We start from the raw sequence: 19,884 nt of genomic DNA, 5'->3' as shown, positions 1-19,884 counted from the left end.
CCGGTTCAGGCGCGCCGGAGTTCGAAGCGCTGGTTGGCGGCGCCGGTGCGGTTCCATTGGGAGATGCGGGCGCCGTCGGCGGTCGAGGCGGACCAGACGTCCATGGCGAGGCCGCTGGCGCGGTTGACCAGACTGGCGGTGCCGCCGCCCTGGTCGACGACCTGCCACTGCTGGCTCGTCGCGGTGGACGTGGGCTGCTGCGTGATGTCCGCTCCCGTGGCGGTACCGGCGACCTGGAGGACCAGTCCGGAGTGGCGCGCGCGGATCCGCCAGTAGCCGCCGCCGGCGTCGACGAAGTCGAACTGCTGGTTGCCGCCGCTGGTGACCGCCCATTGGATGAGGGTCGCTCCGGCGGCGGTGGAGGCGCCGTTGACGTCCGCGGCTTTGCCGCTGTGCTGGGCCACCAGCCGGTAGTTCACGCCGGGCTGGACCAGCGGCGCGGGGCCGAGCGAGGTCGCGCGGTAGGTGCGGCCGGCCTCGGCCCGGAACTCGATCACGTCGCTCTCGGGCTTGCTCGGCACGACCGCCGCGCCGTTCGACTCGTCCACGAGGGCGTACTCGCCGGTGAACATGCGGCTGCGGATCTTCACGGTCCCAACCCGATCGGGCTTGACGGTGAGCGTGCCGACGGCCCCGTTGCTCCAGGTCGCGCCGACGGTGTAGCCGCCGCGGCCGCGCAGGCCCGCGACGCTGCCGGCCGGCCACGCCGAAGGCAGCGCGGGCAGCACGTGCAGCTCGCCGTTGTGGCTCTGCATCAGCATCTCGGCGATCCCCGACGCCGCGCCGAAGTTCCCGTCGATCTGGAACGGCGGATGCAGGTCGAACATGTTGGGCGCCAACCGGTCCGGGGTGACGAGCTGGCGGATGAGGTCGTGCGCCCGGGTGCCCTCCTCCATCCGCGCCCAGTAGTTGATCTTCCACGCCAGGGACCAGCCGGTGCCCGCGTCGCCCCGCAGCTCGAGGGTCCGGCGGGCGGCCGTGAACAGCTCCGGGGTGCCGCGCCTGGTGATCTGGTTGCTCGGGTGCAGGCCGTACAGGTGGGAGATGTGCCGGTGCTGCGGGTCGGTCTCGATCCAGTCGTGCAGGTACTCCTGGATGTTGCCGCGCGAGCCGACCCGCATGGGGGCCAGCCGGTTCCGGGCGGCGAGCACCTGGCTCCGGAAGTCCGCGTCGACGCCGAGGGCCTCGGCCGCGCGGGCGCAGCCGTCGAAGAGGTCCCGCAGGATCTGGTTGTCCATCGTGGGCCCGGCGCACACCGTGGCGTCGTTGTGGTGGAGCAGCTCCGGCGAGTTCGACGGGTTGGTCACCAGCCAGCCCAGGCTCGGGTGCTCGACCAGGGTCTCCAGGAAGAACTCGGCGGCGCCCTTCATCGCGGGGTAGCGGTCCTCCAGGAAGGCGCGGTCCCCGGTGAACCGGTAGTGGTCCCAGATCATGGTCGCCAGCCACGCGCCGCCGGTGGGCCACATGCCCCACCGGGCGTCGTCGACCACTGAGGACCCCCGCCAGCCGTCGGTGTTGTGGTGCGCGACCCAGCCCCCGGCCCCGTATTGGACGTCGGCGGTGCGCGCGCCCGTGACCGTCAGGTCGTCGATCATGTCGAAGACCGGCTCGAAGCACTCGGGCAGGTTCGTCGTGTCGGCCGGCCAGTAGTTCATCGGGAGGTTGGCGTTGAGCGTGTACTTCGACTCCCAGGACGGGGTCAGCGACTCGTTCCAGATGCCCTGCAGGTTGGCCGGCTGGGTGCCCGGCCGCGACGAGGAGATGAGCAGGTACCGGCCGTACTGGAACAGCAGCGCCGAGAACTGCGGGTCGCTGACCGAGCCGTGCCGGGAGACGCGCACGTCAGTGGTCTCGTCGGCCGCGGCCGTCCGGCCGAGGTCGATCGTGGTGCGGCCGAACAGCTCCCGGTAGTCCGCGACGTGCCGCGCCCGCAGGTCGTCGTAGGTCCGCGCCGTCGCGGCGTTGAGGTGGCCCCAGGCGATCCCCTGGTAGTCGCCGTTCGCGTTCCGGTAGTCGACGTAGCTCGTCCCGATCGAGATCAGCAGCGTCACCGCGTCCGCGCCGGACACGGTGAGCGTGCCGCCGGACGAGCTCGTGCTGCCGCCTTGGACGACCGCCCGTGCCAGCGCGAGGAACTTGACCGCGCCCGCGATGCCGCGCTGGTCGCCCGACCGGCCGTCGAGGGCGACGGTCCGCGCGTCCGGGCTGGACTTCGTGCCCCGCTGCGGGGTGGCGAACGTGGCGGTGAACGCGATCTTGCCGCCCGCGTCGGCAGTGAGGCGCACGGCGATGACCTGGTCCGCGGCGGTGGCGATGATCTCGCGTTGGTAGCGCACGCCGTTCGCGACGTAGCCGACGCCGGCGGTGGCGTTCGTGAGGTCGAGCCACCGCTCGTACTCGGACGTGGTGCCGATGCCGGGGAAGGTGAGGTTGAGGTCGCCGACGGGCTGGTAGGCGAGCTGGCCTGCGGGCTTGCCGAGCATGGTCTGGTTGATGAGGTTCTGGGCCTGGCCCCACTGGTCGGCGAAGACGAGCTGCCGGATCTGCTGCAGCGAGTTCGCGCCGGCGGTGTTGCTGTAGTCGTGCGGGCCGCCGGCCCAGACGGTGTCCTCGTTGAGCTGCAGCCGTTCCGATGCGGTGCCGCCGAAGACCATCGCGCCGAGCCGCCCGTTGCCCACGGGGAGGGCACGCAGCCAGTCCGTGCCCGCGGGCTCGTCGTACCAGAGCGCGAGGTCGCCTGCGGCCCGCACGGCCGCGGGCACCGCGGCCGCGTCCTGGCCCGCCCACTGGAGTGAGCCTGCGAGCGCTCCCGCGGCCCCGTACGCGAACACCTGTCGTCGCCGCAGCGCTGCCATGTCGATCCTCCGGGGGGTGGCCGCGAGCGCGGCAGCGGATATCGACGACAGTCTATAAAGGTTGGATCTATTAAGTCAAGTATGTCGATATTGCACCGCGAAGATCAACTTCGGCGGCACGGGGCCCGAGAATCATCCGATCAACGGGCGCGCCCCGAGCGAAGTGCCCGGGGCGGCCGGGAGGCCTAGGACGGCGCGGCCTGGGCGACGAAGACGCCGAAGATGTAGAAGGCCCGGTCCAGGAGGCCGATCCCGGTGGGCGCGTAGAAGCCCGCGACCTCCGGCTCGCACGAGCCCCACATGTCGTTCGCGTCGTTCGGGAGATCGGTCGTGGAGACGTTCCACGTCACCAGCGCGTACAGCGCGCACAGCAGCCCGAGGCGGACCCACACGGGCAGCCGGTGCCGGTTCGGCACTGCGAGGGCGAAGGCCGCGAAGACCATGAGCGTCCCGGACTGGATCTTGCCGCCGCCGAGCAGGATGATCCCGAGCAGCCCGGTGACGACGATGATCGCCCACTTGGCCGTCTTCTTGAAGGTGTCCATCAGGGTCCGTCCTTTCACAGCGGCCGGCAGGGACCCGGCCCGAGGGGGCCAGTCCACCCCACCGGCCGTTGCGCGGGCGTCAACGGGAACGGCAACGCCGCGGCAACACGCGCGAAGGAAACTTCTGCCCTCGGGGCAACGTTTCGGTCGGGAACGCGCATCTAATCAGGAGGAACCCGCTGAACCTACTGGAAGGCGACTTTCATGTCATCGATCAAGAAATCCGCTGTAGTCGTGGCCTCCGCCGCCGCGATCCTGCTCCCCGCGACGGCCGCCGCCGCGGGCGACCCGGAGATCCCCGCCGAAGGCTGGGAGTACTCCGAGCAGTGGGACTTCGTCCAGGACGAGTTCACCGAGGAGGCCCACGCCGAGACCGTCGAGGCCCTGACCGAGCACTTCGAGGACTGGACCTTCGACTCCTCCCTCGAGATGAAGCGCCTCCAGAACTACTTCATCGACGGCCAGAACGAGACGCCGGTGCAGCGCAAGTTCCGCGCCGACTTCTACGTCGACCAGACCGGCGAGGGCCTCGAGACCGCGCTGTACGTGCCGGGCGGGATCTCGACCGGCGTCCAGGACGTGTCCGACGGCGCCGAGTTCGACATGCACTACCTCCTCCACTGCCGCGACACCGACACCGAGTGCGGTGAGAACGAGCTCGAGGACGGCACCGTGGTCGCGTGGACGACCGACTCGACCTACATCGAGGCGGCCGCGTTCTTCCCTGACGGCTCCGTCGCCAACGTGTGGTGGGGCGACATGGACGGCGACGAGGTCGACGTGACCGTCGAGCAGATCGTGGGCCTCGCGGCCGACCTCGACACCGAGCCGGTGTGGGAGGCCCTGAAGGCCGACAGCGAGTCCTAAAGCGAGTGCGACGGCCCCCGCCTTTGCGGCGGGGGCCGTTCGCATGCACCAGGTCAGCGGAGCGTCGAGTGGGGGACCGGCGCCCCGAGCCAGTGCGCGAGGGCTCCGGTGAGGCCATCGATATCGTGCGGTCCTGAAGCGGCCCAGCCGATGTAGGCGTCCGGCCGGACCAGGATTCCCGTCGCTGACGCGGAAGCGAAGTCGACCCGGTCGCCCCAGGGCTCCGCGATCTCGCGGAGGACCTCGGGTCCGATGAGGACCGGGCGGGCGGCAAGCAGCGACGCGCGGGCCTGCTCGGCGAGGTCGTCGGGGAGCCGCCTGCCCTGCAGCGGATCCGCGCCGGGGTACCGGACGTCGATGCCGGAGATCTCCCCGGCGACGCGCCGGTTCGCGGCCGGATCGGCGAGGAGGTCGCCCAGGACCTCCCGCACGGCCAGCAGGTCCGGGTCGGGGACGGTGAGCACGCCCTGCGCCCGGGTGTTGACCAGGACGCGGGCCGCGACCGGATGCCGCTCGTCGTGATACGTGTCCAGCAGCGAGGTCCAGGCGCGGCCGCGCACCACCGAGGCCAGCTTCCAGCCGAGGTTGAACGCGTCCTGCAGACCCAGGTTGAGGCCCTGTCCTCCCGCGGGAAGGTGGAGGTGCGCGGCGTCCCCGGCGAACAGGACCCGCCCGTGCCGGTAGCGCTCGACCTGCCGCGACGCGTCACTGAACCGCGAACCCCACCGCACCTCACCGACCTCGACGCCGTCGCCGTGCACCGCTTCGAGCGCGCGCTGCACCTCCGCGGCGGTCACCGGCTCGGACCGGTCGAGCGACTGCTGCTCCTCGCCGCCGAACAGGACCCGGTGGACGCCGCCGCCGAGCGGCAGCAGGTACCCGAACCCGCCGCCGCCGAACTCGGGCGGCGCCCACTCGTCGGCGAGCCCGGGCGGCCGGCGCGCCAGCACGATGTCCGCGACGGCCATGCGCATCCGCGCCGCCCGGCCCGGGAACGGCACGCCGAGCGCGCGGCGCACCGCGCTGTGCGCGCCGTCCGCGGCCACCAGGTACCGCGCGGTGAACTCGATTGGGCCCGTGGGGGTCTCGACCGCGACCGTGACCTCGTCATCGTCCTGGCGGACGGCGGTGCACGCGTGCGACCACCGCACGGGCGACCCCGCCGCGGCGACCCGCTCCTCCAGCACCTCCTCGATCCGGGCCTGCTCGACCGCGATCTGATGCGGGAAGCGCGTCTCCAGCGCCGCGTAGTCGAGCGGCAGACCTGCGAAGTGCCCCTTGGGAAGCCGCGCGTGGACGTGCGGGCGCAGCGGCTCCAGCCACCCCCGCGCGTCAAGCAGTTCCGCCGAGCGCGGCTGCAGCGCGAGCGCCTTCGACTGCCCCGAGCGCCCCGGGAGCGCGTCGATCACGACCGCGCCGACCCCGGCGAGCGCGAGTTCGGCGGCGGCGGCCAGGCCCGTCGGGCCCGCGCCGACGACCAGGACGTCCGCGCGGTACTCAGGCACGGAGATCGACCTTCTTCGTGTAGTACAGGTGGAACGCCAGCGCTGCGGCGAGGATCGCCCAGTACGCGCCGTTCGAGACCGCGGCGATGAGGTCCACCGGCAGCGTGTAGATGAGCACGAGGTTCACCGCGGCGGCGGCCAGGAGCAGGACGCCCCACACCGCCGTGAGCACGCGGATGCCGTGGCGGAAGGCGCGGTCGTGGTCCCACCGCGCCGCCCATTTCGCGGCCCCGGCCTCGCCGGTCTTGGTCTCGGCGATGCCCCGGCCGAGGACCATCAGTGCCGGGCGTCCGATCCCGACGCTCACGATCATCCACGCGCCGAACAGGCCCAGCAGCGAACCGACCCAGCCTTCGCGGACCGCGAGGGCGCGCGGGTCGTCGGTGAGCAGCCCGATGACGAGGCTGAACACGATCACGCTGAGCGTGAAGACCGCCATCACGTCGAAGCGGCGGCGGGTCAAGAGCTGATGGGCCACACGGGGAACGACCACCAGGATGCCGGCCATCATGGCCCACCACTGGCCGACCCCTGCGGCGCGCAGCCCGTAGTAGACGGCCATCGGCAGCACCAGGTCGAACAGGACCGTGGCCGCGTTGCGGCGGAGGAGCGCCCGCATGCCGTCCTTCACGCCGGGTTCGTCTCGCACACTGTTCACGACCGTGCTCCTTCCGTGCCGGGCCGGGTGATCCGCTCGAACGCGTCGGCGAGTTCGGTTGCGGCGCGGCGCATGTCGACGCCCTCGGGACCGGCGCCCACGAACGCGTCGATCGCGCCGGTGAGCGCCAGCGCGATCACCTCGGGGTCGAACGCCCCGAACTCCCCGGCGCGCTGGCCGTCCCGGAAATGGTCGGCGTACCGCCGTGTGCGGGCGGTCAGTCCGGCGTCGCCGAGACCGCCTTCGGCGTCGCGGACGTTGCGGAGGATCTCCACGAGCGCCCGCAGCTCGGCGGGGCGCTCGACCAGGAGTTCCAGGTTGGATTCGATGGAGGCGCGGAGTTTCGCCGCGTACCCCTCGGCCGCGTCGATGCGCGGCCGCATGTACTCGGTCGCGATGCGGGTGATCTCCTCGACGCAGGCGCGCAGGAGGTCGTCCTTGCCGGCGAAGTGGTAGGAGATGCGGCTGGTGCTGCTCAGGCCCGCGCGGTCGGCGATCTTGGCGAAGGAGGCGCGGGCGTAGCCCAGTTCCGCGACGGTCGCGATCGCGGCGGCGACGATCTGCGTGCGCCGCGCCGCCTCGGTCACGGTCAGCGCGTTCACCGGTGGCTCAATCGAGCTCTTTTCAGCTTGCATAAGCTGACAGTAGCTCAATTGAGCTACCGGTGTCAAACGGAAGGACGCCCAGGTGTAGCCTCCGAACGTGGACGAGTCGTACGTCGAACGGGCCCCCGACCCCGCACTGGCCGCGGTGGTCCGCACCGTCTGGATCCAGCGCACCGGGGCCCTCGCCTACGCCCAGCGGCACCTGCCCACGGGCGGCGTCGAACTGCATTTCCCCATCGGCGGCCGCCCCCGCCTCCTCGGGCCGCTCACCGGCCCCAGCCTCGAGGTCCTGCCGCCGCACACCGTCCTGGTCGGCGTGCGCTTCCACCCCGGCACCGCCCCGCCGCTCCCCGAGGTCCTCGACGATCTCGTGGACCAGCGCATCGACCTCGGATCCCTGTGGGGCGGCACGGCCGACCGCCTCGCCGAGGAGATCGCCGGCGCCGTCGGCGCCGAAGCGGCCCTCGCCCGCGTGCAGGCGCACCTCATCCGGGCCTTCCGCGCCTCCACCGTCCTCGACCCGCTCATGCGCGAGGCCGTGCGGCGGCTGATGCCCTGGAGCCCGGTTCCGGTCGGCGCTCTCGCCGACCGGCTCGCGATCTCGCCCAGCCAGCTCCGGCGCCGCTGCCTCCACGCGGTCGGCATGAGCCCCAAGGCACTCCAGCGCACCCTCCGGTTCCAGGGGTTCCTCGCCCTCGCGCAGGCCGGGGCCGCGCCGAGCGGCCGCCGCGACGCCGACGGCATCGCGGGCCTCGCGGCCGACACCGGCTACGCCGACCACGCCCACCTCGCCCGCGAATGCGTGCGCCTCACCGGCGTCAGCCCCAGCCGGCTGCTCCACGGCGGCGTCGACCGGTGCGGCTGCGGGCACGACCACGCGGCCTCCTACCGCCCGTTCCTCGCCGGCCGGGCCCTCATGCCGCCGCGGCGGTGAGGACGCACGAATCGTTCAAGACCCGACCGTCCCGCGCCCGATAACGTCAGCGCATGAACGACCTCGCGCGGCTCCGCGCCCGACTCGACGGCGACCTCGTCACCCCCGACCATCCCGAATACGACACCGTCCGCCGTCCCGCCGACCCCCTCTACCAGGACGCGCGCCCCGCACTGGTCATCCGCTGCCGCTCCGAGACCGACGTCGCCCTCGGCATCGAGCACGCCCGCCGCACCGGCACGACGGTCGTCCCGCGCGGCGGCGGCCACTGCTTCGCCGGCCGGTCCTCGACCAGCGGCATCGTGCTCGACCTCGCCGCGCTCGACGGCATTGCCGTGAGCGGCAGTTGCGCCGTGATCGGCGCCGGCGCGCGCCTCGCCGAGGTCTACACCGCGCTCCACGCCCACGGCCGCACGATCCCGGCCGGATGCGGCGCCACCGTCGGCATCGCGGGCCTGGCACTCGGCGGCGGCATCGGCCTCCTCGGCCGCGTCCACGGCCTCACCGCCGACCGGCTCACCGGCGCCCGCGTCGTCCTCGCCGACGGCCGGACCGTCGACTGCGACGCCGAGCGCGAACCCGACCTGTTCTGGGCCCTGCGCGGAGCGGGCGGCGGCCAGTTCGGCGTCGTCGTCTCGCTGACCTTCGACACCGTGCCCGAACCCGTCGCCACCCGCTTCGAACTGCGCTGGCGGCGCCCGCCCGTCGCGGACCTCCTCGCGGCCTGGCAGGACTGGGCCCCCGACCTCCCCGACGCGGTCACCGCCGACCTCACCGCGGGGGAGGAGGCCGTGCTGTTCGGCGCCTCGCTCCTTGGAGAGGCCCCGACACGCGAACTGCTGCAAGGGTTCTGCGACTCGATCGGGGTCATGCCCGAAACGGACGTGCGCGGCGGCATGGCCTACCACCGACTGAAGCGCTCGTTCGAAGCGCTCGACTCGGCGCCGAGCGAAGGGATCCTGCGCTCCCGCTCGATGTTCTTCGCACAGGCCGCGCGGCCCGACACGATCAAGGCGCTGGCCGCGGACCTCGCCGCTGCGCCGCGGCGGCGGTGCCATCTCACGGCCATGGGCGGCGCGTACAACCGCGTTCCCGAGGCGGCGACCGCGTTCGCCCACCGCGGCGAGCGGTTCCTGCTCCAGCTCGCCGCCTCGGCCGGGGACCCGTGGCTCGACCGGACCTGGGAGGCCGCGTACGCCGAGAGCTCGCAGCGCGTGTACCCGAACTTCCCCGATCCGCAACTGCGCGAATGGGAGTCCGCGTACCACGGCCCCAACCTCGCCCGCCTCCAAGCGGTCAAGCGCGCCTACGACCCCGACCGGTGCTTCGACTTCCCGCAGTCGGTGTGAAGACCGCCCCTGGCGAATTCACGGCAGCCGTGAGGGCCGCCCCCGCTCGGGGGCGGCCCTCACACGTCAGGCATTGCCGATTCAGGCGTTGTCGAAGGCCGCCTGGAGCTCGGCCGGGTCGAGCTTGCCCATCCGCAGCATCGCCGCGACCACGGCCTGGGCCTTGACCTGGTTCGGGTCCTTCTGGAGCTCGAACATGAGCGTCGGCGTGACCTGCCACGACAGTCCGAACTTGTCCTTGAGCCACCCGCACGGGCCCTCCTCGCCGCCTTCGGAGAGCCGGGCCCAGTAGTAGTCGACCTCCTCGGCCGTCTCGCAGTGGACCATGAGCGACACCGACGTGTTGAACGTGTCGCCGGAACCGCCGTTCAACGCGATGTACCGGCGGCCCGCCAGTTCGAAATCGACCGTGAGCACCGTCCCGGCCTCGCCCGGGCCGGCCGAGCCGTTCTCGACCACCTCGAGGATCTTGCCGTCCTCGAAGATCGACGTGTAGTGCTCGGCCGCCTCGAGGGCCTTGCCGTCGAACCACAGGAACGTCGTGATCTCACGCATTCCCAACACCTCCGCGATAGACGTACGCCCGCCTCCATTCGAGACGGTCGGGCCCGGACCACCGGACCTGGCCTGACGCTATCGGCCGCGGCACCCGCTCGGCTTGAACAAATCACGCGTGACGCGAGGCCCGCCCGGCACGGCGAGCCGAGGGCGCTCACGCCGTGAACTGCACGTCCGCGTACCCGGCCTGGAAACGCTCGTCCTCCTCGGCGTCGAGCATCGTCACCTCGAAACGCACCCGCGAGACCCCGGCGAGGTCCACATCGAACGATTCGACGTCGCCGTAACCGAGCTCGGCGCTCCAGATCGGGTCGGTCGTGTCGGGGACCGAGTAGATCGCGAAGGCCACCCGCATCTCGGTCGCGTCGGAGTTCTGGTCGATCCCGGCGAGCCCGGACAGGCTCGTGGAGCCGGCGGGCACGAGGAAGTCGATCGAGCCGCCGCCCGTGTCGGTCGAGGAGCCTTTGGCCATGCCGCAGTTGAACCCGCGCGAGTACGGCTCGCCGCCGTACTGGACGGCCTGCTCGACCCAGTCTCCGTAGCCGAAGTTGTCGCAGGGCTCGCTGTCGACGGCGGTGTCCTCGACGACGAAGCCGCTGGCTTCCCCGGAGACCGGGTCGCCGGTCGGCGCGTCCGTCGCCTGGAGCTCGTCGAGCTGGGACTGCAGCGCCTCGACCTCGGCGTCGCCCTCGTCCACCTCCTGGACGAGGTTGGTGATCTCCACCGAGAGGCTCTGCTCCTGCTCCTGCGAAAGTGCGAGGTCCTCGGCCTTCTCGTCGGCCTCCCGGTCCTTCATGACGGCGAAGACGATCGAGACGACCGCGGTCAAGGTCATGACGGCATCGAACACCAGGCGGATGCGGTCGACGGTGACACGGCGCTTCTTGGCGGGCTCGGCCATGATGTCTCATCTCTGGGAGCGAGGGGGGCGACGCCCGCGGGCAACGGTGCGCCGATCGAAGGGATGCGCCGGCTCCGCTTGGCCGCCAACGTGACTCCACTTGCCATGGTCGCACCCGGTCCGCCGTCCGCGCGTCGGACGAACGGTCACCGACCGGTTACCGTTCCGGTGGAAAGCTAGAACGCGAGGGCCCGCTCGGTCTGGCCGACCGCTTCGAGGATCGCCGGATGGGCCCGCTCCAGGAACTTCGTGACGACATGGTTGGGGCCGTAGCGGGTGGCGGCCTCGGCGATGCGGCTCTCGACGTTCAGGCTCTCGCCGTCCGGGCCGGTCGTCATGTCGCAGTAGCAGAGCGCCTGGGTCACCGCGGAGTCCTCATCGGGGAACTCAGCCTCCAGCTCCTCGCGGCACCCGCGCAGCTCCGCCTCGACGATCGCGAACGAGCAGTGCGCCACGAGCCCGGTGATCCGCTCGTCCCAGTCCCGCGCGCGCAGCCACCGGGCGCCGTCGAGCTGGGAGAAGCCGGTCTCGGCCGCCGCCGGGGCGTGGCCGATGTCGATGAGCATCGCGGCCGTCGCGAGCACGCCGCCCTCGTCCCGCGAGAAGATCTCCGCGCCGATGAGCGCGGCCTTCGCGCCGACCGCCTGCGCCCGCCGCCAGCGCCTCGGCAGCGTCGGGGCGAGCAGTTCCTCGGCGGTCGTTCGCGCGGTTTCAAAGGCGCTCATGGCATCGCGCTTTCACCGTGCGGCGTCGCGGATCGCGACGGCCGCGTTGATGAGTCCGATATGGCTGAACGCCTGCGGGTAGTTGCCGAGCATCTCGCCGGTGGCGGTGTCGATCTCCTCGGACATGAGGCCGAGGTCGTTGGCGCAGGCGGCGGCCTCGTGGAACGCCTTCAGGGCCAGGTCCGGGCGGCCCGTGAGGGCGAAGGCCTGGGCGAGCCAGAAGGTGCACATGACGAACGACCCCTCCTCGCCGTCGAGGCCGTCGAGCCCCGGCTCGTAGCGCAGGATCAGGCCGCGGTCGTCGCGCAGCCGCTCCGCGATCACATCCACAGTGGAGATGACCCGCGGGTCGTCGCCGGGGAGGAAGCCCACGGCCGGCAGGAGGAGCAGGGACGCGTCCAGGTCCTCGCCGTCGAACGCGGCCCCGAACGCGCCGATGCCGGGCTTCCAGGCGTGCTCCTCGATCGCCTCGCGGATGCGGTCGCGCGCGGCGGCCCAGCCCGGGATCAGCTTCACGGGCGAGAAGTCCTCGGGCGCCAGCTCCCTCGACGCGAAGATGTCCGGGCCGAAGATCATGGCGTCGCGCTGCTCGACCTCGATGACCTCGGCGTGCTTCACGGCGCGGTCGAGCGCGACCCAGCACATGAGCTTGGAGTACGTGTAGTGGCGCGGCGGGCCGCGCATCTCCCAGATCCCCTGGTCGGGCCGGCCCCACTGGTCCGCGGCCGCGTCCGCGACGCCGGTGAGGAACCGCCGGGCGGCCGCGTCCAGGTGGGTCAGGTGCGGCCAGACCTGCCAGGCGGCGTCGAGGAGTTCGCCGTAGACGTCGAGCTGCGGCTGGAGCCAGGCGGCGTTGCCGATGCGCACGGGACGCGAACCGCGCCAGCCGCGCAGGTGCGCGAGCTCGCGTTCGGAGAGCTCGTGCTCGCCGCCCACGCCGAACATGATCTGCAGCGGGTTCTGCGGGTGGTACTGGGCGGCGGCGCGGGTGATGAACTCGAAGAACTTGATGGCCTCGTCCGTGGATCCGGCGGCGGCCAGCGCCTGGATCGTGAAGCTGGCGTCGCGGATCCACACGTACCGGTAGTCCCAGTTGCGGCCCGCCCCGATCGCCTCCGGCAGCGACGTCGTGGGCGCGGCGACGATCGCGCCCGTTGGCTGGTAGCGGAGGGCCTCGAGGACGAGGACGGAGCGGCGCACGAGGTGGGGGAGCGGCCCGTCCCAGAGCGGGTGCGCGTCGGACCAGGTCTGCCAACCGATCAGGGTCTCCTCGAGCGCGGCGTCCACGGCCTCGGGCGTCCAGGCCGTGGGCGGATCGTCGGCGAGCCCGGCGGACTGGGTCGCGAAGCGCAGCTTCTCGCCCTGGTGGAGGACGAAGCGGGCGGTGGTGCCGTCGCCGCTGAAGTCGAGCGGCACGGGGCAGGTGAGCACGAAGCGCACGGGCCCCCCGGTGGCGAGGATGCCGCCGGGGACGTTCGTGAAGACGGGGCTGACCAGCCCGTACTCGGGGCGGGGCCGGAACTCGAAGTCGATCGTCACCTCCCCTTCGGTGCATTCGAGGACGCGCAGGGTGGCCCTGGGGGCGCGGGAGGCGAGCCGGAGCCGCACGCCGGTCTCGGCCTCGATCGACGGGCCCAGCGCGAGGGCGTCGATGAGGTGGGCGGTGCCGGTGGGCGTGTTGAAGACGGTGCGGAGGACGAAGGTGTCGCCGATGTAGGCGCGTTCGCTGCGGTACTCGCCCGCGGGGTGGATGGACCAGTGGCCGGCGTCGGGGTCGAGGAGGCGGCCGTAGACGGCGGGGCTGTCGAAGCGGGGGCGGCAGAACCAGTCGATGGAGCCGTCGGGGGAGACGAGCGCCGCGCAGCGGCGGTCCGAGAGCAGCGCGTAGTCCCCGATCGGGCGTCCGGCGGCAGGGTCGGTGGCCATCGCGACTCCCCCCTGCAGTGCTGCTTACGGCTGATCTTATGCCGTTTCGCACCTCGGGTTGCCCGGATCGCGTCCGCCGCCCGGAGAGCGCCGCCCGCTTTGTCGCCTCCACGTCGGGGGCGTCCGGCGCGGTGCCGAACGCCCCCGAACGCGTCCCGCCTCCGGTGCCGTCACCGGTGGCTCCGCATGGAGCGGTCACGCCCGATCGCGCGCCCCTGGTGTTCCGCCCGGGGCCCTGCCTGCGCGTCGGCCGATTCTCAGAAGCCCCGGGCTCAGAAGTCCCGGTTGGCCGGGGCCACGCTGAACTCGCGGTTGTCCGTGCCCGGGAACGTCGTAATGCGGACGCTGTCGTCATCGCTCGTGATCCGGGCGGTGAAGTCGCGGTTGTCCGCGCCCGGGAACGTCGTAATGCGGACGCTGTCGTCATCACTCGTGATCCGGGCGCTGAAGTCGCGGTTGTCGGCGTCGGTGATCCGCACGCTGGCGTACGGCGGCGTGAACCCGTCGGGCTCGGCGGTCCAATCGGTGCTCGCGGCCGCCGGGGCCGCGGCGACCAGGACGAACGCCAGCGCGCCCGCGGCCGTCAGGCCGGTTCGCAGTCGAATGCTCATCTGTATTCCCTTCCCTTATGCCGGCAGGGGTTCCTGCGGCACCTGACCCCTGATCCTCTGTGAACGAACGCGCCTTGCGCGGTTTCCGAACGAAACCGAACGCCGGAGCGGTAGCGGGCGCGGGCTACCATGCACTCGATCAGTGCCGTCCGGCCGCAACGCGCGGGAGGCGCTGTGGAGGAGGCGCTGTTGAGGAGGCGCTGTGGAGCAGCGGAAACCGGATACGCGGACGGTCCAGACCCTCGACGACCTGGCCGCCTTCCTCCGTGATCTGCGATCGCTCGCGGGCGGGACGCCCTTCCGCCGCATACACACCGAGATCCGGGCCTTCTACAAGGCACAATCCCTTCTCGATGAACCGCCGTCGCTGGCGACTATCCACGGGTACTTCCAGAACGGTCGCACGCGCATGAACCCCGGCACCGTGCTCGACATCGCCCGCGCCCTCGGGCTCGACGGCGCGGCGCTCCGCTCGCTCGAACAGGCCTGCCACCGCGTGCTCGACCGCGTCAACCGCTCGCTCATCATCGCGACCCGCGACGCCGTCCCGGCCCCCACCGCGACCTTCACCGGACGCCGCGCCGAACGCGACCGGATCGCCGCGCTCGCGGCAGCCGCCCGGGATGCGGACCGCCCTGCCGTGATCGTCATCGAGGGCATGGCCGGGATCGGCAAGACCGAGCTCGCCAACCGGGCTGCGCAGGACCTCGTCGACGCCGGACTGGGCGGCGACACGCGCCTGTTCGCCGACCTCCGCGGCTACGACCAGCTCGAACCGCCCGCCGCCGCCGACGCCGTCGTGCGCGGCTTCCTCGCCCACCTCGGCGTCCCAGGCCGCCGGATCGACGCCCTGACACCGCCGGCGCGGGCGGCGCTGCTGCACCGCGAACTGGCGTCCCGCCGTGCACTCATCGTGCTGGACAACGCCTCCGACGAGGCGCAACTCGAACCGTTGCTGCCGCAGAGACCGGGCGCGGTGGTCCTCGTGACGAGCCGCCGGCGGCTCACCGGCCTCAAGGACGCCACCCGGCTGCCGCTCGGCACCGTCGCCGCCCGCGACGCCCTGGAGATCCTGCGCCACCACGACCCGGCCAGCCGCCTCGACGCCGTACCCGAGGACGCGATGGCCCTCGTCGAGCTGTGCCGGGCACTCCCGCTCGAGCTGGTGGCCGTCGGACGGCAACTGGAGGCCAAGCCCGACTGGGGGATCGGCGACCACCTCGAGCGCCTGCGCCGGATACCCCCGCACGAGCACAGTGGACCGGTGCTGGTCTCCTCCTACGACGGCCTGCCCGTTCCCGTGCAGCGCCTGTTCCGGTTCCTCGCGATCCATCCCGGCCGCCGGTTCGCAGCCGAGGACGTCGGGGCGCTCCTCGAAACCCCCGCAGCCGAAGCGCAGTCGCTCCTGGCGCGGCTCTACGACGAGAGCCTGCTGCTGCGCCGCGCCGAAGGCTCCTACGAGTTCCACGACTCCGTGCGGGCCCTCGCCACCGAGCTCGCGCACCGCGAGGACCCGGCCAGCGGACAGCATGCGGCCGTGGGGAGACTGCTGCGCCACTACCGGCTGCGACTGGAGGACACCGGTGACGGCGCCTGGTTGAGCGCCGACCGTGCGAGCCTCCTCGCCTGCCTCCACGTCAACGACCACGACGAGGCCGCCGCCGCCCTGGCGGTCCCGCTGAACCGCTGGCTGCGCCTGCTCGGCCACTACGACGAGGCCAGGATCTGCAACCAGCAGCTCCTGCGGATCGCCCGCCGCGCGGGCCGGATCGACTGGGAGGCCGACGCACTCGCGGGCATCGCGGAGATCGACCGCCTGACCGGCAGGTTCGCCGCCGCCGCCGTGGGCTTCGAACGGGCGCTGCGGTTGCGTCGGCGGCTCGGCGACAACGCCGGCGAGGCCCACGCGCTGCGCGGCCTCGCCCAGACGGCGTCCAATGACGACTACCCGGTCGCGCGGGCGCGGTACCGGGACGCGCTGGCGATCCACCGCCGGCTCGACAACGCCGTCGGCGAGGCCGAATCGCTCTGGGGACTGGCCGAGATCGCCTTGTCCGCAGGCGATCTCGCCACTGCCGCGGCGCACGCCGCCGAGGTCACCGCGATCTGCAACCGCATCGGCAACGACATCGGGGAGGCGTACGGCCTGCGGGCCATGGCCGACGTCGCCGCCGAACAGGGCGACCTCGCCACCGCGACGCAGCGGTACCGGCAGGCGCAGGCCATCTGCGAACGCATCGGCAACCGCCGGGGTGCGGCATATGCCCTGTGCGGGTTGGCGCGTGTTGCACTGCGCGAGGGCGATCTCGAACGCTCCGAACGGCTCCACTCACGCGTCCTTGACCGCTGCCGCCGGATCGGCGATATCGCCGGCGAAGCGGACGCGCTGCGCGGCCTGGCCGAGACCGCCCTCGCTCGGGACGAGTTCGACGCCGCCGCAACCGAGTTCAACCGTGCGCTGCTCATCTACCGCGAGACCGGCGACCGCGCCGGCCAGGTCCACACCCTCGCCGGCCTCGGCCACGCCGCCTGGGCCATGCAGCGCCGCGCCCGCGCCCGCACCTACTGGCGCCGCGCCCTCCGACTGGCTGACGGCAGCGGTCTGCCGGCGGCGGGAGCACTCCGAGAACTGACGGCGACCGGGGCCTGACCGTCGGCGCGCGGTCGTTCGCGTTGGGACCCATACCTATCGGGCCTCGCTGACGCCGTGTGCGGTCGCGTCGAACACCCGAAAGCCATGCCTGCCGAACGCACGTTCGCCGGATCCGTGCTCCGGTCCAGTCGACCGAGAATCGGGGTCGCGGCCCGGCGTGTGTCGCCGTAGGGTGGGGGCTCGATGCAGGAGGTGTGCTGATGCCGCAGGTCGCAGTGGTCACGTTCGACGGGTTCAACGAGCTCGACAGCTTCATCGCGTCGGCGTTGATCAACCGGTGCCGCAAGGACGGGCTCGAAGCGTTCATCACGACGCCGACGCCGGTGGTCACCTCGATGAACGGCGTGGAGGTGACCGGCCAGCGGCCGATGGACTTCGTCGCTGAGGCCGACGTCGTGCTCATCGGGAGCGGCGTCAAAGCCCGGGAGATCTCGGCCGACGACGCGATGCTGGCCCGGCTGCCGCTCGATCCGTCGCGCCAGTTGATCGGCTCGCAGTGCTCGGGCGCGCTCGTGCTGGCCGCGCTCGGGACGCTGGGCGACATGCCCGCCTGCACCGATGCGAAGACCCGGCCGTTCCTGGAGGCCAAGGGCGTCAAGGCACTCGACGTGCCGTTCCACGCCGAAGGGAACATCGCCACCGCCGGCGGCTGCCTGGCCTCGCAGTACCTGGCGGCATGGACCATCACCAGGACGCTCGGCGAGGACGCCGCCCGGGCGGTCGTCGACTACGTCGCGCCGTACGGCGAGAACGAGGAGACCGTCGAGCGGGCGATGCGCGCGATCGGCGCGGGCGCGATGAGCGCCTGACGCGCTGGTACCGCGGTCCCATAGGGGCCCTGAAGATGCCACTCCGGTCCCACGGGAGCGGGCGCATCCGCTCGTAGGTTCGGTCGCATACGCCGCCTCACGGCGCGCGACCGATCCATTCGATGGGAGCACCCGTTCATGGCCACTTTCCTCTACCGGCTCGGCAGGGGGTCCCTGCGCCTGCGCTGGCTCGTCCTCGCGGTGTGGGTCCTCATCGCCGCGGGCGCCGGCGTCGCCGCGACCGCGATGCAGCAGGAGACCGACCCCGAGTTCGTCCTGCCCGGCACCGAGTCCCAGGAGGCGTTCGACCTGCTCGACGACCGCTTCCCAGGGATGAGCGCCGACGGGGCCTCCGCCAAGATCGTCTTCGCCGCCGAGGACGGCGCGCCCCTGACGGCCGCGGACCACACCGCGCTCGTCGAGGAGCTGGCCGCGGCCATGGCGGACTCGCCGCAGGTCGCCGCCGTCAACAGTCCTTTCGCGACAGGCCCGAACGGCGAGCCGGTCGGGATGCTCTCGGCCGAGGACCCGGGCATCGGCGTCCTCCAGGTGTCGTACACCGTGCCCGCCAAGGACCTCGACGAAGCCACGATCGACTACCTCGAGGACGCGGTCGCCGACGCCGAGGGCCAGGGCGTGCAGATCGAGGTCGGCGGGGACGTGCTCGAGGAATCCGGCGGGCCGCCCGCGACCGAGGTGATCGGCGTCGGCGTCGCGCTGATCGTCCTGGTGCTCACGTTCGGTGCGTTCCTGAGCGCCGGGCTGCCGATCCTCACCGCGCTCCTGGGCATCCTCATCACCGCGTTCGGCATCTCGGCCGCGACCGCGTTCCTGGACGTCAACGACTCCACCGGCATCCTCGCGATCATGATCGGCCTCGCCGTGGGCATCGACTACGCGCTGTTCATCCTCTCGCGCTACCGCAGCGAACTCGCCAAGGACGGCCGCGTCGCCGACCGCGAAGCGCGGGCCGAGGCGATGGGACGCGCGGTCGGCACCGCCGGTTCCGCCGTGGTCTTCGCGGGGCTCACAGTGGTCGTCGCCCTGCTCGGCCTGGCCGTCGTGAACATCCCGTTCCTGACGCAGATGGCGACCGCCGCGGCCGTCAGCGTCGCCCTCGCGGTGGTCATCGCCGTGACCCTGCTGCCCGCCATGGGCGGCGTGCTCGGCGCGAAGGTCTTCTCGCGGCGGCAGCGCCGGCGCATCGCCGAGGACGTCCAAGAGTCGAAACCCAACGGCGGCAGGCGATGGGCCGGGTTCGTCACCCGCCACCCCGTCCTCGTCGGCCTGGTCGGGATCGCGGGGCTGGGCCTCATCGCCGTCCCCGCAGCCGATCTCGAACTGAGCCTCGTCACCGGCCCGGCCTCGGACACGACCGCGGGCCGCGCCGCCGACCTCATCGCCGAGGGCTTCGGCGACGGCTACAACGGGCAGCTCCTCATCGTCGGCGACCTCGCCGACGGCGCCGACCCGATGGCCGCCATCCAATCCGTCACCGATGAACTCGGCGGGGTCGACGGCATCGCAGCGGTCGGCCGGGCCCTCCCGAACGAAGCGGGCGACACCGTCCTGATCGCGGTCATCCCCGAGACCGGGCCCGCCGACGCCGCCACCACGGACCTCGTCCACGCCATCCGCGACGCCCTCGCCGCCGACCCGGACGCGGCCTGGTCCGTCACCGGTTCGACCGCGATGAGCATCGACATCTCCGACCGCCTCAGCGACGCGCTCATCCCGTACCTGGCGCTCGTGGTCGTCCTCGCGGCGCTCATCCTGATGCTCGTGTTCCGCTCGATCCTGGTGCCGCTCATGGCGACCCTCGGGTTCGTGCTCAGTGTCGGCGCGGCCCTGGGCGCACTCGTCGCGGTCTTCCAATGGGGTTGGGGCGCAGGGCTGTTCGGCGTCGAGGACCGCGGCCCGATCATGTCGATGATGCCGATCCTCATGATCGGCCTCGTCTTCGGACTCGCCATGGACTACCAGATCTTCCTGGTTACCCGTGTGCGTGAAGCCCATGTTCTCGGCGCGGACCCGAGACGGGCCATCGTGGAGGGCTACGGCCATTCGTCGCGGGTCGTGGTCGCGGCCGCGCTCATCATGATCAGCGTGTTCGGCGCGTTCATCCTCGCCGACCAGGCCTTCATCGCCTCGATGGGCTTCGGCCTGACGATGGCCGTCGTCTTCGACGCGGTCGTGGTCCGCATGGCGGTCATCCCGGCGGTCATGGCCCTCATCGGCCGCGGCTCGTGGTGGATCCCGAAGTGGCTGAACCGGATCCTCCCGAACGTCGACGTCGAGGGGGAGCGGCTGCAAAAGCGCCTCGCCGAGGACGGCGCGGAGGACGAGACGGCGTTCGTCGGCGCGGCGAAGTAGTCTCCCGGGA

General features: G+C 72.1%; 16 protein-coding genes. 6 read left to right on the top strand and 10 right to left on the bottom strand.

The features are described from left to right. Positions 1-5: 5 nt before the first annotated feature. Positions 6-2,855 carry a glycosyl hydrolase family 95 catalytic domain-containing protein gene (locus tag O2L01_RS13200; protein WP_270122408.1) on the bottom strand — a complete coding sequence of 950 codons (2,850 nt, stop codon included), beginning with the start codon at positions 2,853-2,855 and terminating at the stop codon, positions 6-8. 185 nt (positions 2,856-3,040) lie between these two features. Beyond that, positions 3,041-3,400 carry a hypothetical protein gene (locus O2L01_RS13195; protein ID WP_270122407.1) on the bottom strand — a complete coding sequence of 120 codons (360 nt, stop codon included), beginning with the start codon at positions 3,398-3,400 and terminating at the stop codon, positions 3,041-3,043. Positions 3,401-3,604: 204 nt separating this feature from the next. On the opposite strand from O2L01_RS13195, the gene O2L01_RS13190 reads away from it, so the two are divergent. Continuing rightward, positions 3,605-4,267: a hypothetical protein gene (locus O2L01_RS13190; protein WP_270122406.1), complete on the top strand. Its 663-nt coding sequence runs from the start codon at positions 3,605-3,607 to the stop codon at positions 4,265-4,267. 53 nt (positions 4,268-4,320) lie between these two features. Here the strand turns inward: O2L01_RS13190 and O2L01_RS13185 are convergent, their stop codons facing one another. Genes O2L01_RS13185 through O2L01_RS13175 form a run of 3 tightly spaced genes read right to left on the bottom strand, consistent with a single transcriptional unit; the run spans position 4,321 to position 7,032 of the window. Further along, the gene (locus O2L01_RS13185; RefSeq protein ID WP_270122405.1) at positions 4,321-5,772 is read right to left on the bottom strand and encodes an FAD-dependent monooxygenase; all 1,452 of its coding nucleotides are present in this window, start codon (positions 5,770-5,772) and stop codon (positions 4,321-4,323) included. After that, a complete protein-coding gene (locus O2L01_RS13180; RefSeq protein WP_270122404.1) occupies positions 5,765-6,430 on the bottom strand; it encodes a VC0807 family protein in 666 nt (221 codons plus the stop codon). Before O2L01_RS13180 ends, O2L01_RS13185 begins: the two co-directional genes overlap by 8 nt. Continuing rightward, positions 6,427-7,032 carry a TetR/AcrR family transcriptional regulator gene (locus O2L01_RS13175; RefSeq protein ID WP_270122403.1) on the bottom strand — a complete coding sequence of 202 codons (606 nt, stop codon included), beginning with the start codon at positions 7,030-7,032 and terminating at the stop codon, positions 6,427-6,429. The genes O2L01_RS13180 and O2L01_RS13175 overlap by 4 nt, the downstream gene beginning before the upstream one ends. 100 nt (positions 7,033-7,132) lie before the next feature. On the opposite strand from O2L01_RS13175, the gene O2L01_RS13170 reads away from it, so the two are divergent. Together O2L01_RS13170 and O2L01_RS13165 are read left to right on the top strand one after the other, a co-directional pair. Then, complete coding sequence (locus tag O2L01_RS13170) at positions 7,133-7,969, top strand: helix-turn-helix domain-containing protein (RefSeq protein ID WP_270122402.1); 837 nt, start codon at positions 7,133-7,135, stop codon at positions 7,967-7,969. 53 nt (positions 7,970-8,022) lie between these two features. Next, positions 8,023-9,318, top strand: coding sequence for an FAD-binding oxidoreductase (locus O2L01_RS13165; RefSeq protein WP_270122401.1), 1,296 nt, complete (start codon positions 8,023-8,025; stop codon positions 9,316-9,318). 81 nt (positions 9,319-9,399) lie between these two features. Here the strand turns inward: O2L01_RS13165 and O2L01_RS13160 are convergent, their stop codons facing one another. From O2L01_RS13160 to O2L01_RS13140, 5 genes are all read right to left on the bottom strand, one after another. Beyond that, a complete protein-coding gene (locus O2L01_RS13160; protein WP_270122400.1) occupies positions 9,400-9,873 on the bottom strand; it encodes a VOC family protein in 474 nt (157 codons plus the stop codon). Between the two features lie 157 nt (positions 9,874-10,030). Then, complete coding sequence (locus O2L01_RS13155) at positions 10,031-10,777, bottom strand: hypothetical protein (protein WP_270122399.1); 747 nt, start codon at positions 10,775-10,777, stop codon at positions 10,031-10,033. A gap of 176 nt (positions 10,778-10,953) precedes the next feature. Next, positions 10,954-11,502: a phosphohydrolase gene (locus tag O2L01_RS13150; protein WP_270122398.1), complete on the bottom strand. Its 549-nt coding sequence runs from the start codon at positions 11,500-11,502 to the stop codon at positions 10,954-10,956. A gap of 12 nt (positions 11,503-11,514) precedes the next feature. Next, positions 11,515-13,428, bottom strand: a complete 1,914-nt coding sequence (locus tag O2L01_RS13145; RefSeq protein WP_270122397.1) for a glycoside hydrolase family 15 protein — start codon at positions 13,426-13,428, stop codon at positions 11,515-11,517. 272 nt (positions 13,429-13,700) lie between these two features. Next, positions 13,701-14,039: a hypothetical protein gene (locus O2L01_RS13140; protein WP_270122396.1), complete on the bottom strand. Its 339-nt coding sequence runs from the start codon at positions 14,037-14,039 to the stop codon at positions 13,701-13,703. 202 nt (positions 14,040-14,241) lie between these two features. Here O2L01_RS13140 and O2L01_RS13135 point away from each other — a divergent pair, with 202 nt between their 5' ends. From O2L01_RS13135 to O2L01_RS13125, 3 genes are all read left to right on the top strand, one after another. Further along, complete coding sequence (locus O2L01_RS13135) at positions 14,242-16,689, top strand: tetratricopeptide repeat protein (protein WP_270122395.1); 2,448 nt, start codon at positions 14,242-14,244, stop codon at positions 16,687-16,689. Positions 16,690-16,892: 203 nt separating this feature from the next. Then, on the top strand, positions 16,893-17,501 hold the full coding sequence (locus O2L01_RS13130) for a type 1 glutamine amidotransferase family protein (RefSeq protein ID WP_270122394.1): 609 nt from the start codon (positions 16,893-16,895) through the stop codon (positions 17,499-17,501). A gap of 138 nt (positions 17,502-17,639) precedes the next feature. Next, on the top strand, positions 17,640-19,874 hold the full coding sequence (locus O2L01_RS13125; protein WP_270122393.1) for an MMPL family transporter: 2,235 nt from the start codon (positions 17,640-17,642) through the stop codon (positions 19,872-19,874). Positions 19,875-19,884: the final 10 nt, after the last annotated feature.

The sequence above is a fragment of the Glycomyces lechevalierae genome (genome assembly GCF_027622945.1).
Lineage (GTDB): Bacteria > Actinomycetota > Actinomycetes > Mycobacteriales > Micromonosporaceae > Glycomyces > Glycomyces rutgersensis.
Note: the sequence above shows the minus strand (reverse complement) of the source record. Positions and strands in the feature narration are given on the sequence as shown.

Bases quoted from the DNA above. Each gene is read 5' to 3' on its own strand.
- O2L01_RS13200 (WP_270122408.1), bottom strand. From the start codon at position 2,855: ATGGCAGCGCTGCGGCGACGACAGGTGTTCGCGTACGGGGCCGCGGGA.
- O2L01_RS13195 (WP_270122407.1), bottom strand. From the start codon at position 3,400: ATGGACACCTTCAAGAAGACGGCCAAGTGGGCGATCATCGTCGTCACC.
- O2L01_RS13190 (WP_270122406.1), top strand. From the start codon at position 3,605: ATGTCATCGATCAAGAAATCCGCTGTAGTCGTGGCCTCCGCCGCCGCG.
- O2L01_RS13165 (WP_270122401.1), top strand. From the start codon at position 8,023: ATGAACGACCTCGCGCGGCTCCGCGCCCGACTCGACGGCGACCTCGTC.
- O2L01_RS13160 (WP_270122400.1), bottom strand. From the start codon at position 9,873: ATGCGTGAGATCACGACGTTCCTGTGGTTCGACGGCAAGGCCCTCGAG.
- O2L01_RS13155 (WP_270122399.1), bottom strand. From the start codon at position 10,777: ATGGCCGAGCCCGCCAAGAAGCGCCGTGTCACCGTCGACCGCATCCGC.
- O2L01_RS13150 (WP_270122398.1), bottom strand. From the start codon at position 11,502: ATGAGCGCCTTTGAAACCGCGCGAACGACCGCCGAGGAACTGCTCGCC.
- O2L01_RS13145 (WP_270122397.1), bottom strand. From the start codon at position 13,428: ATGGCCACCGACCCTGCCGCCGGACGCCCGATCGGGGACTACGCGCTG.
- O2L01_RS13140 (WP_270122396.1), bottom strand. From the start codon at position 14,039: ATGAGCATTCGACTGCGAACCGGCCTGACGGCCGCGGGCGCGCTGGCG.
- O2L01_RS13130 (WP_270122394.1), top strand. From the start codon at position 16,893: ATGCCGCAGGTCGCAGTGGTCACGTTCGACGGGTTCAACGAGCTCGAC.
- O2L01_RS13125 (WP_270122393.1), top strand. From the start codon at position 17,640: ATGGCCACTTTCCTCTACCGGCTCGGCAGGGGGTCCCTGCGCCTGCGC.